We start from the raw sequence: 14,515 nt of genomic DNA on the forward strand, positions 1-14,515 counted from the left end.
GGGCCCGACCCCCGGGAAGTGGACACGGAGGATTTAATCAAGAAGCAGATCTTAGGATAGCAGGACAGCGCTCCTCAAACACCACAGGAGCCAGATATTTACACCAGGAATGTCGGCGCACCGTGTTGTAACGGGTACACCAGCGGAAAACATCCCGCCGGCAGATCAACTGGTTGGCAAAGGTCTTGGAATCTTGAAGGACTTCCCTCTTCAGGGCCGCGTTGAACGACTCCGCCAAAGCGTTGTCCGCACTGGTCCCAATTGATCCCATCGACTGCCTGATCCCCAACTGGGTGCAGGTGTCCTGGAACGCATTCGATGTGTACACACTGCCGTGGTCCGAGTGGAAAATTGCTTCCTTCATGCTCCCTCGCTGGCCTTTGGCCATCACCAGCGCATCCTGCACCAGTGATGTGCGCATGTGATCGGCGATCGCGAAGCCAACCAGCCGGCGGGAATAGCAATCAATGACCGTAGCCAAGTACATATTCGACCCATCTGCAATCGGCAGATAGGTAATGTCACCGACGTAGACCTGGTTCGGCTTGTCGGCAGTGAATTTACGGCCGACAAGGTCAGGGAACACTGGTTTCTTCTGATCTGACACGGTGGTGGTGACCTTGCGTTTCTTGGTGTAGCCAAACAGTTTGAGTTCACGCATGATCCGCGCAACCCGCTTGTGATTCACGGGCTCATGACCCGGCTGGTCTTTAAGTTCAGCCGTAATCCGCTTGGCCCCGTAGCAACCATTTTCGGCAGTGAATACAGTCTTGACCCGTGCACCGAGGATGGCGTCGGATATGAGTCGTTTCCTCCGGGCTGAGCTGCTGTTTTTCCATTTGTAATAGGAGGACCTGCTGAGTTTCAACACGTCACATAACCGCTTAACCGAATGGTTCTTCTGGGCGTCGTCAACGAACTGGAAGCGGATCACCAGTTCGTCTCTTCCGCGAAATATTTAGCAGCCTTTCGCAGGATATCGCGCTCTTCGCGTAAGCGGCTGACTTCCCGTTCCAGCTGGCGGATCCGCTCAGCCTCGGTCACCGACATCGACGAGGGCGACTCTGCGGTGCGGGTTTTGGTACGCGCACCTGTCCCGTACTTTTTCAACCAGTTATGCAGGGTGGCACGGTTGATTCCGAGGTCCACGGCGATGGTCTTGAGCGAGGCACCTGGGGAGTTCTCGTAGAGCGCAACAGCGTCGCGCTTGAACTCCTCTGTGTAGGTCTTGCGTGGCATGGTGGCAGATTACCTTTCCCAGCATGATGCTGGTTTCAAGGTGTCCACCAAACGGGGGTCAGGTCCAGCGTAGGTTAGCAATTTAAACATCATAACTAACATTTGTCACTCTAGTAACAGATACACGCCTAGGGAAACACCTGGCGCCCCGTAAACGATATCTACGTTGAGGCACTAGACTTTTAATTTTCAAGTACAAGGATTTCATCGCTGCTATGGCACTAAACGTTTCACAACTGTTTACCCCCAAGGGGATCCAGGACATCATCTTCCAAGCCAAAGGTGTGGCTTCTTTAGTGCCAGCATTGGTCAATTCCGGCATTATTGGCGCGCATGGCCTCAAAGCTACAGCAGTTCTACCAGCAAATTTGGCTCGCTATCGCCTCACCACAGCGCGCGAATTGGAGCAAGGCTATGCCACCTGCCCAGAGCGCATTGCGCTTATCGATGACACCGGGGCCATTTCCTACCGCCAGCTCCGTAATAATGCACGCACGCTGGCAAAGTACTTGATTTCGCTCAACCTAGATGAAATCCGGTTGGGCATCATGGCACGTAATGGCCGTGGCATCGTCACCCCCATGGCCGCCAAGGGCTATGCCGGTGCATCGATTTACTTGCTCAACGTCAGCTCTTCGAAGGAACAGCTCGCGGGCTCCATCGAGGAATGCGGCATCAACGTGCTGATCATCGATGATGAATTCGCTGACCGCATGCCCACCGATATTCTCGCTGATATCCCGGTCATCATTGGTTTTGATACCGCATCAGAAGGCACCGGCACGGAACCTTATGAGGTCATCGAACACGATTACCCATTGATGAAAGATATCGTCGCGCACCCGGAATTAGTCGCTGATATCAAGCTGCCCACATTCCCCCGCCACGGGATGATCGTGTTGATGTCTTCGGGTACCACCGGTATCCCAAAGGGAATTATGCGCAATGAACCGGTCTTCCCCGTGGTCGTGGCAACGCTCATGGGTACGATCCCGTGGCGCGCTGACCAGCGTGTTCAAATCACTGCATCCATGTTCCACACCTGGGGTTGGGCTGCAATCAATCTCGGCCTGGGCGCACGCAATACCGTTGTCACTCACCGAATCTTTGATGCAGAGCAGGTGCTCGATGATATTGAACGCTACCAGCTCGACGGCATGATCTCTTCCCCGGTCTTCTACAAGCAGATGATTCAAGCGGACCCGGATAAGAACGTTGATACCTCAACGTTGAAGTTCATCGCATCGGCCGGCAACGCTGTCTCCCCACAGCTGGTCAAGGATGTTCACGACCGCTTTGGACCAATCCTGTGCAATGCCTATGGCTCCACGGAACTCGCTTTGGCATCGGCCGCGACAGCTGAGCAGGTTGCGGCGGACCCAACCACGGCCGGCAAGATTGCTTCGGGCACCAAGCTGCGGATCATGGGCAAGGATGGCCGTGAGAAGCCACGTGGTGAAATTGGTGAGATTTTCCTTTTCAATGAAACCGCACTGATTGGATACACCAACCCCAATAAGGAACTGAGAAAGAACGAGGGTCTGGTATCTATCGGCGATTTAGGCTTCATCGACGAAGACAACCACCTACACGTGGTTGGACGTGCCGATGACATGATCATTGTCGGTGGCGAAAACGTCCACCCACAGTCCGTCATCGAGGTCCTGGAAGAAATGCCCGGTGTCAAAGACGTCCATGCTCAAGGCGTGGAGGATGATGAGACCTTCGCCCGCGTCGCCGTCTGGGTAGTGCGCAGCAAGGATGAAAACGGTGCATCGCTTACCGATGACACCATTCGCGACTTTGTCCGCGACAACCTCGCAGACCACTCCGTTCCCCGCGATGTTCACTTCCGCGATGAGCTCCCCCGCAACCCCACCGGCAAGGTTGTCCCCCGTATGCTTTAAATCCTTGCGAAGGCTCGGCCGCCCTCTTCCTACTTACCTAGGAAGAGGGCGGCTTTGTGTATATTCATTGACCTGCTACTTTCAGGGATGCACACAATCGACGTGAATACCGATCCTATTACCCAGCATCTGCGCTCTCAGAATTCCCCTACCAATCGTTCCTTAAATTGTCTCTACAAAATGTGGTGTAGGATCGAGCACAGTCTTGCACAACTCAATTCAAGATCTGTATTGTTAGCTTTAGTGGCGGCGTTGAAACACACGTACCGCACTAATTCCGGCGGCTAGGTCTTTTCCTAGCCGCTGAGTCATTTCCAAGGAATCTTATGCTTATCGCATACCTCGATGAATTCGGTCATCAAGGCCCGTACATTAGCCACGCGCATAAGAAATACAAGACCCATCCAGTTTTCGGCTATGGCGGATATATCCTCCCTGCAGATAGTGTTCGTAGACTTGGCGGATACTTTGAGCACATAAAGGAATCGCTGCTAGCCTATGAAATCAAGCAATCCGGCATACACCCACGAAGGTGGGAGAAAAAGGGCTCCGCCCTCCTCACAACGAAAAACTATCGGCTTTACGGCGCTGAATTCCAACCGGCACTGCGGAGGATATTCTCCAAACTTGAGAAGCTAGAGGGCCAGTTATTTTTCTTTGGACAGGAAAAGCCCCTCGGACCGGTAAATATCACAAAAGAAACATCACAGGACCGTGAAGAGCACTGTCTAATTCAAGCTATTACAAGACTCGGAACATACGCTTCTGGAAAGAATGAGAAGATCCTCGTCATCATGGACGCGACCGATACCGATAACCGAGAAAGAGCCGTCGCAACTCTCGGCCGTACTATTTACAGCCCTCAGAACCAAGACACCAAAAGTGTTATTGAAATTCCGATCCAAGCCGACAGCCACCTCTACGGCACCCTCCAATTAGCTGATTGGATCTGTGCAATTCTCGGTCGACTCACCGACTACCATTTTGCAGAAAGGTCCGAGTTTGATTGGGCAATCGATCTTGGCAGGGATACACTTCCGTCTGGAATCTTTACTAGGAACTCAATGATTTGGGGCAATGCCAAAGAGAAAAGTCGGTGTTTCCCCGACAAACTCTTTCGCACAAAGAAGTTTTGGGAACGCGAAGCCGAAAAGCGACAAAACGCGGAAAGAAAAGCGGATCGAAACAAGGCCATGAGAAAGCAGCTTTTAGACGCTGCCTCTCCAGAACTGCAAGAAAACCTAGCGAAGATCCGCAACTCGGACCAAAGTAACTGAGCACATCCCTCACACCAGCTACATATGTGAATCTCTTAGAGAGCTAACCCGGACTTGGTTGCTGCCCGAATGGGCCACACCATTTATCGTGAGCGTTTGCGGTGTGTGCTGAGTGTGTACCAGGAAATATTTAAGACCACTCCCTTAATTCAGAAAACGGTCTTGACCTGCTTTTTTATTTGAGCCGCTTGCGAGAATCGAACTCGCGACCTTCTCATTACGAGTGAGACGCTCTACCGACTGAGCTAAAGCGGCCTGCGCCGAATGCAGATTCAGCGCTCATAAAGGATAACCCAGCTGATATCCAGGCGTGAAATCAGGTAGCCAATCAGCGGGTTTTGCAGGCCAAGCGCAGGCGACCGATGAGGCCATCGAAGGCAATTTGCTGCGTAACGTTATGGCTCATCTGCTCGCGGCAGCGAGTAATGGCGTTCTGGCAGGCAAGCAGGCCTTCCTCAGATACACGGGAAGCAAGCTCATCGGCCAGGCCCTCGAAATCGGGGTGCGTTAATTCCACCTCGGCGCCGACTTTCCGCATGAGCGCATCGCGGTAGATTCCCGCCAAATCAATCAAGACCAGATCGAGGTAGTCACGTTGCCGGCGAGTCTGGCGCAGCTTGTGCTGGTCTTCCAAGCGCTTGACCGCGGCACGCAAGTCGCGGTTTTCTTTACCGGTCCCCTTGCCTTTCGCACCGCCGCCATAGGCCACCTCCAGGTTGGAGATCTCCTTCGCTTCGCCCTCTGCACCATCGGTTTTCGCTTCATCATTAACCAGCTTGATGAGCGCCTGCGCGGACTGAAAAGCCTGGGAGCCATGGAAGACATCCTCCGCGAGGTTAATCGCCATCGCGCGACGTTTCTGCGCATCCGGATTGGTGACCAGTCGGCGCGCACGCCCTACGTGGCGGAGGGAAGTGAGGGCGGCGAGGTGGGCATCGGCAGGCGATGCCCCTTCCGATACCAATTGATTGACAATGTAATCCACCGAGGGCGATGGAATGTACAGATGGCGGCACCGTGAGCGCAGGGTCTGCGAGAAATCCTGCGGATCAGCCGATGGCGCACACATAATGATGACGGTCTGCGCTGAAGGCTCCTCCACCGTCTTCAACAGCGCATTGGACGCACCCGGGGTCATACGGTCAGCATTATCGAAGATGATGACTCGGTACTTCGCGTGCGTGGGCAGCGCGATTGCGTCCTTAATAATGCCGCGAACCTCATCAACCTTGATGGTCAGCGCCTGAGGCGCCCAAAATTTCAAGTCCGTATGCGACTGCGACTCCAACACTGAACGACAGGCCTCACACGTGCCACAGCCCAACTCCGCCTCGGGCCCATTGGTGTCCGGATTGGTGCACATGAGTGCGGCAGCAAAAGCCAAGGCCGCATTCGAACGGCCCGAACCGGGTGGGCCGGTAAAGAGCCACGAATGGCTCATCGCCCGCGGGTCCGCCCCCGGCAAACCACGTGCGGCGCGGGCAGCCTGCATGATGGTTTCCTGCACACTGGGCCTGTCCGCTAAACGCTGTGCCACTGAAATCTCATTCACCCCAACTATCCTACTTTCTTCATTTCACGGCACCGAAGACACTAGGTAGGAAGCAGGTAAAAGCCGAAGTTCGTCACTCAATAGTTAACGTGTGAATCTTCACCCACCTTTTCATGATCAACGTTAGGCAATAGCGATAGAGTAGACAGTTATGAGCAGAATCATGCGTGGTATTTCTTGGTTGCTGGGCACTTCGTGGCCCACCTATGCCGCGTTCGTGCTCGGAACCAATATTGTGGGCGCGATCGCGATTATGACGTTCGTCGTCTTCTTCCTGCCCATGCCCGATATCCACGAGTTCACCCGGGACTTCGATAACCTCTTCGTGCTCGGTGCCGCATATGTAATTTTCGCGGTCATCGTCGGTATGGCAGCAACGGTTCTGCTGTTTAGACCTGTCTGGGATTGGCAACGCAACCCAGATGAGCATGATCCAAATATGGTGCGCAACCTGGTCATGCGTATTCCTATCTACCAAGCAGCGGTCGCCGGATTAATCTGGATCATCGGCATCATCATCGCTGTTATCACCACAGCCGCCTATTCAGGACAGCTCGCATTGGTTGTTGGCGTCTCTACCCTGCTTGCAGGCATGACGGTGGTTCTCCTTACTTATCTGCAAGCTGAACGCATGGTGCGCCCAGTAGCAGCTTCTGCGCTGGCACGACGCTTTGAGGATTCCACGCTAGAACCTCCCATCAAACAGCGGCTCTACCTATCCTGGTTCATGTCTTCCGCGGTGCCACTGTTCGGCATTATTCTGGTATTTCTTGCGCAGCGCGCCGGCATCTTTACCAGCGATTCCAATGACATCCTTCCTGCGGTTATCGCCCTTACTCTGACTGCATTGGGTACGGGTGCTTTAGCCACGGCGTATTCCACCATGAGCGTGGTGGATCCGATCTATGAGCTCCAAGACGCCATCAACCGCGTGCGCCGCGGTGAGCGCCACGTTGAGGTGGACATCTACGATGGCTCCGAGCTTGGCGTGCTGCAGGCGGGCTTTAATGAAATGATGCGCGGTCTGCATGAGCGCCAGCGCCTGCGTGATCTCTTCGGACGCTATGTTGGCGATGAAGTTGCACAACGCGCGCTCGATGAACGCCCCGAGCTCGGCGGCGAAGACCGTAAAGTCGCGGTGTTGTTCATTGACGTCATTGGTTCTACGACCTTCGCGGTCAACAACACCCCTGAGCGTGTTGTCGAGGAGCTCAATAACTTCTTTGAACGCGTAGTGGATGTGGTGCACCGCAATCGCGGCATCATCAATAAATTCCAAGGTGACGCAGCGCTAGCTATTTTCGGCGCGCCCTTGAACGTTTATGACTCCACGTCCATGGCGCTGCAAGCCGCGCGCGAGCTGCGACATGAGCTGCGCGATATGGAACTCCAAGCAGGCATTGGCGTGGCTGCTGGCCACGTGGTTGCCGGCCACATCGGCGGGCTGGATCGTTTTGAGTACACCGTCATTGGTGATGCGGTCAATGAAGCGGCACGCCTGACCGAGCTGGCAAAGGAAACCCCAGGCCGTGTGCTGACCAATGCATCGACGCTGAAGAGCGCCAATGAAACTGAGCAGGCCCGCTGGACCTTTATGAAGTCCATTGAATTGCGCGGGCGTCGCCGCATGACCCAGCTTGCCCGCCCCATCCGCGCGACGCTGGCCGACCGCGCTGAATTGTAGCTGTTATTCTTGGCCGCATGGCACAAGAAGACACCACCGCTGCGCAGCCGAGTACCACTGTCAAGGCCCGCATGGTCGTACCCGATGTCGCACGTGGTGTGGCTCTATTAGGCATTGCTATGGCGAATGTTCCCACCGCGTGGCTGAGCTTGGGCGCGGAGGACACGAGCTTCCTGGGAACCATCAATAATGGCCTGGATAAGTTCCTGGCATTGGTGACCACCATGTTCATTCACAACCGCGGTCTGCCACTATTTTCCACGCTGCTGGGCTTTGGTGTTGGTCTCATCGCAATGAGCCTGTGGCGCAAGCAGTTCCCCGCCAAACGTGCCCGCCGCATCCTGGTGCGACGCTACTTCTTCCTCGCGCTTTTTGGCATGCTCCATCTGATCTTCATTTTCTATGGCGACATCATGTTCTATTACGGACTGACCGGAATGATCATCGGATTGATGTTGACCGTGCGGGATAAGACTCTCAGCATTATTGCCTATGGCCTGATGGGGCTCATCACCGTCATGAGTATTGCTTTGTTAGTCTCAGCGCTCGTCGGCGGATGGGATCTAAGCTCTATGACCGAAACTGGCATGGGTTTCTTTGATACCACCAGCTTCGGTGGCCTGCTGTTGTTTAATATCACGACGTTCTTTTTGAACCTCGTCAGCTTCCCCGTGTATCTCTTTGGCTACCTGGCCATCATGCTCATTGGTTTCACGTGGGCACGCCGCGGCATGCTGGCCGATGTCCCCTCTCACCGCAAAGAGCTGTGGACCTGGGTGGTTATTGGCAGCATCTATATCTTGGCGATTGGCCTGCCCTGGGGTCTGGCAGAGATTGGTGTACTGCCCGTGGAAGTTGGCCCTGTCTTTGCCACGGTGAATCTAGCTATGGGCTCGATTACCGGCCCAGCCTTGCTGGCATTCTTCGCGCTAGTGCTGCAACCATTCCAGGCCGCGGTAAACCGGGACGAGAAAACCCCTACTTGGCTGCAGGTGCCCATGGCGCTGGGCAAGCGCTCCATGAGTGGCTACCTCTTCCAGTCCATCGCGTTCTTTCTCATCTGCTACCCCGTCGTCTTTGGGTTCCAACCAGAATCCGTCACAGCGCAGGTGGCCCTTGCATTCGGCGTATGGGCGGTCTCGGTACTCCTTGCTTGGGGCATGGAAAAAACCAATATGCAGGGACCATTTGAAAAGATGCACCGCCGCCTGTCCTATGGCCCCTCCATGCAGCCGGAACTCTACACCGCAAAGCAACGACGCAAGATGCAATCACAGGCCGGGAACGCTGAATCTAGCTAGCTGTTACCGTTACGTGCATGGCAGCAAATAGCACGGGCGCACAAGCCCGCATGGTGGTCCCTGATATTGCCCGTGGCGCTGCACTGTTGGGCATCGCCGTAGCTAATATCCCCACCGCGTGGTTGGTACCGGGCGCACCGCACTCTTCCTATTTCGGATCCACCGATACCGTATTGGACCAGGTACTGGCCATGTTATCCGCGATGTTTGCGCATAACCGCGGGCTGCCACTATTTTCCACGCTCTTGGGATTCGGCGTGGGGCTGATTGCCATGAGCTTGTGGCGCAGACAGTTTCCAGCCAAGCGCGCACGCCAGGTAATTATCCGCCGTTATTTCTTCCTCGCCTTCTTCGGTGTCATTCATGGCGTGCTGCTCTTTTTCGGTGACATCATGTTCTACTACGGCCTGTGCGGGATGTTGCTGGCACTGCTATTGACGTTAAGCGATAAATTGCTCGCGATTATCTCTTATGTGCTCATGGGTTTTGCACTCATCGGCAGTATTGCCTTCTTAAGCTGGGCACTGGTATCCGGGCTAGACCTCGGCGCCGGTCAAGCAGGCAGCGCGGCTGCGTCAGAATTTACGACTTATTTTGATCTGCTGCAGTACAACGCGACAACCGTGGCACTGAGCCTGACGGGTCTGCCGTCATATTTCATTTTCTACTTACCGATTATCGTTATCGGGTTTACCTGGGCGCGCCGTGGTGTGCTGGCCGATGTTCCTGCCCACCGAAAAGAGCTCATCGCGTGGGTCATCTTCGGCGCGGTCATCATTTTCGGTATTGGCATTCCATGGGGGTTGGTGGTCATTGGAAAACTTCCAGTTGAATATGCGACGGTGTTTATGGCGACTAATTCTTTTGCCGGTGCAATGACGGGCCCTGCGCTATTGGCAATGTTCGCTTTAGCGCTGCAACCGATTCAAGCCCGCGTCAACCGTGGTGAGCAGCCACCGGCGTGGGCACGCATGCCGATGGCCCTGGGTGAGCGCTCCATGAGCGGCTACCTCTTCCAGTCAATTGCATTTTTCATCATCTGCTACCCCATAGCCTTTGGCTTTAAGCCGGAAAGCATGAGCACGCAAGTCAGCTTGGCACTGGCTGTGTGGGCAATGTCCATGTTGGGCGCGTGGGCCCTAGCGAAGTTAGGCAAGCCCGGACCTTTCGAATGGGCTCATCGCAGACTGGCTTATGGGCCCACCATGAAGCCAGAATCGCTGACGGCACAGACTACGCGCCAGCATGAGCGCCAAGAGGAATCGGGCTCTAGCGACGATTCAGGCCATCGGCCAGAAGCAGGTGGCCGAGGAAAGTAGCGGTGGACTCAGCGAGGCCGAGAGCGCCCGAAAGGCCGCGTTTGAGAACATGGCGCTTATGACTCTTGGCTTCCATTTGGCCTTCAAGCAGCGCGCGGGCAAAAGTCATGGCTTCAGTGGCAAAAAGGACATTCGCGCCGTGGCTAGCGCCGCGGGCGGCGACGGAACCGGAGCGGAATACTGATTCATCAGAAGTTAGTGCTGCGGTGGTCGCGGTGGCAGCGCCGCCAAGCACGACGGTGGGGACCATGTCTGAGGAGACCTTGTTATTCTTCGCGGCAATCATTGCTGCACCTACGCCGGCTGCCCAGATACCGGTGTAGATTCCAATCATCTTGGGCTGTGGGCGAGCACCCGCGCCATAAGCTGCTGCGGAGTAACCAATATTGGAAGCGATAACAGCTCTAACTCCCCACCGCGACGGTTTGCGCAGTTGGTTCTTCTTCTCAGCGGAGTTCTTCGCGATTCGCGCGACAGCGCCCGCAACGAGGCCGCCGGTGGTTTGCCACAGCGAACTCGACTCAAGGTTCTGCGGGGTGGCTTTGGGGGCATCGGCAAGCGTCGGGTTCTGGCGCTCTTCGCGGTACTCATCCAGCGATACATAGTGCCCCGGTGCGATTTCTCCGGCACTGGTAATCGCATTAGCTGCAAGCAGCAGCAAAGAAACTGGCTCAGCAATCACGTTGAGCCGAGGGAAGAAAGGAATCAGCCGGGAGAAAAACGCAACGTCAGATAACATTCCGGCAGCCAGGCGTTCTCTTTCATGCTTCCCCGAAATCAACGCGGCGACGAGCGCATGAACACCTTCGGTGGTGCGCTGGTTGAAATCACCTTCGGGTTGAAACGAGGTGATATCGGAAAGCAAGCCATCCAAGGCCTGATCAAATTCTTGCTGCCGTGATTGCTGTGGCATGGAGGTTAGTCCTTTCTAACGTGTACTAACCCCGCCCAGCCTACAGCGCCACTAACTACTTGCGGCGCGAACCGGCCTTGACCACGTTCTTCGTCCCCGGCGAAGGCTTCTTCGCCGTAGATTTAGTGGACTTCTTCGTGGACTTTTTCGTTGCTTTCTTGGTGGCCTTTTTGGTCGCCTTCTTAGCCGTAGTCTTCTTCGCAGTCGACTTCTTGGTGGTCTTCTTAGCCGTGCCACCATCAGCGCTTTCCTTCGCGCGACGCTCAGAAAGCAGCTCATTCGCACGCTGATCCGTCAAAGTCTCAGGCGAATCGCCCTTACGCAAGGAAGCATTCGTGGTGCCATCGGTGACATAAGGGCCAAAGCGGCCGTCCTTGACGGACATTGGCTTGCCTGAAACGTCATTATCACCCAGCTGCTTCAGCGGCGGCTGTGCTGCCTGGCGTCCACGGCGCTTCGGCTCAGCATAAATACGGCGTGCTTCATCCAACGTGATGGAGAAAATCTGCTCCTCATTAGCCAAAGAACGCGAGTCCGTTCCCTTCTTCAGGTAAGGACCGTAGCGGCCATTTTGTGCCGTGATCATCTCATTATCGGACGTATCTACACCGACTTCACGTGGCAGCGAAAGCAGCTTCAGCGCATCCTCAAGGGTGACTGAAGATGGCTCCATAGAGCTAAACAGCGATGCGGTACCCGGCTTGAGCTTCTCATCAACGTATTCATTGATGCGCTTTTCCTTCTGCTTCGCGGCAGTCTTGGTTTCCCAATTCTTCGCGCGCATGCCGTCTTCCTTGCGCTGCTTATCTTCAGCAGCACGCTCTTGTGCAACGACGTCCTCAGCCTCGGCTTCGGCCTTCTCGCGCTCATCATCGCGGACAACTTCGGTCACGTAAGGGCCGAAGCGTCCTTCCTTGGCAACCACGGTGCGGCCATTACGTGGGTTCTCACCCAGCTCGCGGCCGCCCTGAGGCGTAGCGAAGAGCTTCTCCGCCAATTCCTCATTGAGCTCATCCGGCGTGGTGGTCTCAGACAAGTTCGCGCGCTGGTATTCAGGCTCGCCCTCTGCATTGGTGCCAATCTGGCGCTCGATATAAGGCCCGTAGCGGCCAACGCGAACAAAGACGTCGCGACCTTCGGAGTCGGTGTAGAGCTTGATCGAATTCACCTTGCGGGCATCGATATTTTCCAGGTTGACGTCAACTAGTGACTTCAGACCACCGTGACGGGCGATCGATGCCGCTTTCACGTCATTTTCTTCACCGGCTTCAGCATCACCGAAGTAGAAGCTATTAAGCCAGCGGGTGCGGTCCTCATTACCTGAAGCGATCGCATCCAGCTCATCTTCCATGGATGAGGTGAAATCAAAGTCAACGAGCTCAGTGAAGTTAGATTCGAGCAGGCCAATGACCGCAAACGCGACCCAGCTAGGAACCAAAGCGTTGCCACGTGAGAGCACATATCCGCGGTCCTGAATGGTCTTGATGATCGATGCATAGGTGGAAGGACGGCCGATGCCTAAGTCTTCCATCTTCTTCACCAAGCTCGCTTCGGTATAGCGAGCTGGTGGGTTGGTGGAGTGACCATCAACGGTTACTTCCGCGACGTTGAGGCCATCGCCTTCTGCCAGCTGTGGCAGTCGGTTATCATCCTCGTTCTTCGCCGAAGCCTGATCCTCATAGGCCTTCAAGAAGCCCGGGAAGGTAATGGTGCGGCCGGTCGCAGAAAATTCTACGTTCTCACCGGTGGTAGCGTGACCTGCCACAATCACCTTCATGGACTGGCCCTTGGCATCTTCCATCTGGGATGCAACAGTGCGCTTCCAAATGAGCTCATAGAGCTTGAATTCCTCAGTATCCAACTGGCCGGAGAGCTGACCTGGGGTGGCGAAAATTTCACCAGCTGGGCGAATTGCTTCGTGGGCTTCCTGTGAGTTCTTGACCTTGCGGTCATAGCGACGCGCGCTGGAAGCAGCGTATTCCTTACCAAAGTTGGCAACTGCCGCATCACGTGCAGCGTTAATGCCCTGCTGCGACAGCGAGGTCGAGTCAGTACGCATATAAGTAATGTGACCGTTTTCGTACAAACGCTGCGCAATACGCATGGTGCGCTCGGAAGTAAAGTGCAGACGACGGCCCGCTTCCTGCTGCAGCGTTGACGTCATAAACGGCGCATAAGGTTTACGGGTATAAGGCTTATGCTCGACTGAGGCGACGTGCATGTCGGAGCTTGTCAGGCCCTCGGCAAGCGCTTGTGCTCGCTTTTGATCCAACACCACGACTTCATCGGTGGTCAGCTTGCCATCATCACCAAAGTCACGGCCTTGCGCTACGCGCTCCCCATCGACGCTGCTCAGACGCGCGTTGAACTGCGCCGGGTTAGCTGCATCAGCATTTTGCGCCGCCAAGTCAGCAGACAGGTCCCAGTATTCCGCGGAAACGAATGCCATGCGCTCGCGTTCACGCTCAACGATGACGCGGGTGGCAACGGACTGCACGCGACCGGCAGAAAGACGCGGCATGACCTTCTTCCACAGTACAGGAGAGACTTCATAGCCATAAAGACGGTCCAAGATACGGCGGGTTTCCTGCGCATCAATCAGGTCCTCATCCAGCTCACGGGTATTCTCCGCTGCTTCCAGGATGGCCGACTTGGTGATCTCATTAAAGACCATTCGGCGAACGGGTACCTGTGGCTTGAGAACTTCCAACAAGTGCCACGCGATAGCTTCACCCTCGCGGTCCGGGTCTGTTGCTAGAAAAAGCTGGTCGCACTCTTTGAGCTTCGCCTTTAGGTCAGCGACCTTCTTCTTTTTATCAGGGCTAATGACATATAGCGGCGTGAAGTCATCTTCTGGGTTGACGCCCAAGCGCGCCCAGGATTCCTTCTTATACTTCGCCGGAACATCAGCAGCACCACGCGGCAAATCACGAATGTGGCCCACTGATGCCTCAACAATGTATTTGTCACCCAGGTAAGGCTGAATCTTCTTCGCCTTTGTCCCCGACTCTACGATGACCAGTGTCTTGCCCGACGGCTCTGCCACGTCGACCTCATCTCCTTCGATGATTCGAACCTAATGTCTAATTGCCCCTACAGTACACAGCAAGTGAAACCGCCAAGCATCATTGGGCAACGTTTAACTCTTCATACAGTATTTAATAGGGCTGTTTCAGATGTTTCTACCACTACTTCATCACACGATACAAACGTCAACAAATTGAACACCACCTTAGGCTGCGCTAATTTAGCAAATCTGCACAAACCATTCCCGACCGTGGGTTTCTGAAAGTTTGCCACGAAAAAGCCCTAAAAGTGCTGCG

9 protein-coding genes and 1 tRNA gene are annotated in these 14,515 nt (G+C 55.0%); 5 read left to right on the forward strand and 5 right to left on the reverse strand.

All coding sequences use genetic code 11. From position 1 onward, the window contains the following. Window positions 1-37 precede the first annotated feature (37 nt). A protein-coding gene (locus tag ACG98I_RS12730; protein ID WP_394718078.1) for an IS3 family transposase occupies window positions 38-1,239 on the reverse strand; the annotation gives its coding sequence in 2 pieces (ribosomal slippage) (window positions 38-945 and window positions 945-1,239; 1,203 coding nt in all). A gap of 215 nt (window positions 1,240-1,454) precedes the next feature. On the opposite strand from ACG98I_RS12730, the gene ACG98I_RS12735 reads away from it, so the two are divergent. Next, entirely contained in the window at window positions 1,455-3,146 is a 1,692-nt protein-coding gene (locus tag ACG98I_RS12735; protein ID WP_394720988.1) for an AMP-binding protein, read from the forward strand. A 326-nt stretch (window positions 3,147-3,472) separates the two neighbouring features. Then, entirely contained in the window at window positions 3,473-4,423 is a 951-nt protein-coding gene (locus tag ACG98I_RS12740) for a DUF3800 domain-containing protein (RefSeq protein ID WP_394720987.1), read from the forward strand. Window positions 4,424-4,605: 182 nt separating this feature from the next. Here ACG98I_RS12740 and ACG98I_RS12745 read toward each other — a convergent pair. Beyond that, window positions 4,606-4,678, reverse strand: a tRNA-Thr gene (locus ACG98I_RS12745). Between the two features lie 73 nt (window positions 4,679-4,751). Next, window positions 4,752-5,984, reverse strand: coding sequence for a DNA polymerase III subunit delta' (locus ACG98I_RS12750; protein WP_394720989.1), 1,233 nt, complete (start codon window positions 5,982-5,984; stop codon window positions 4,752-4,754). A gap of 142 nt (window positions 5,985-6,126) precedes the next feature. Here ACG98I_RS12750 and ACG98I_RS12755 point away from each other — a divergent pair, with 142 nt between their 5' ends. Genes ACG98I_RS12755 through ACG98I_RS12765 form a run of 3 tightly spaced genes read left to right on the forward strand, consistent with a single transcriptional unit; the run spans window position 6,127 to window position 10,279 of the window. Then, complete coding sequence (locus ACG98I_RS12755; protein ID WP_394720986.1) at window positions 6,127-7,659, forward strand: adenylate/guanylate cyclase domain-containing protein; 1,533 nt, start codon at window positions 6,127-6,129, stop codon at window positions 7,657-7,659. A gap of 17 nt (window positions 7,660-7,676) precedes the next feature. Then, the gene (locus tag ACG98I_RS12760; protein ID WP_394720985.1) at window positions 7,677-8,960 is read left to right on the forward strand and encodes a DUF418 domain-containing protein; all 1,284 of its coding nucleotides are present in this window, start codon (window positions 7,677-7,679) and stop codon (window positions 8,958-8,960) included. Between the two features lie 17 nt (window positions 8,961-8,977). Continuing rightward, on the forward strand, window positions 8,978-10,279 hold the full coding sequence (locus tag ACG98I_RS12765) for a DUF418 domain-containing protein (RefSeq protein WP_394720984.1): 1,302 nt from the start codon (window positions 8,978-8,980) through the stop codon (window positions 10,277-10,279). On the opposite strand, the gene ACG98I_RS12770 is transcribed toward ACG98I_RS12765, so the two are convergent. Next, complete coding sequence (locus ACG98I_RS12770) at window positions 10,230-11,192, reverse strand: hypothetical protein (RefSeq protein WP_394720983.1); 963 nt, start codon at window positions 11,190-11,192, stop codon at window positions 10,230-10,232. The genes ACG98I_RS12765 and ACG98I_RS12770 overlap by 50 nt on opposite strands. Window positions 11,193-11,247: 55 nt before the next feature. Then, window positions 11,248-14,238, reverse strand: coding sequence for a type I DNA topoisomerase (gene topA / locus ACG98I_RS12775; RefSeq protein ID WP_394720982.1), 2,991 nt, complete (start codon window positions 14,236-14,238; stop codon window positions 11,248-11,250). Window positions 14,239-14,515: the final 277 nt, after the last annotated feature.

The organism is Corynebacterium sp. L4757 (assembly GCF_043673995.1).
In the GTDB taxonomy this organism is placed as follows: domain Bacteria; phylum Actinomycetota; class Actinomycetes; order Mycobacteriales; family Mycobacteriaceae; genus Corynebacterium.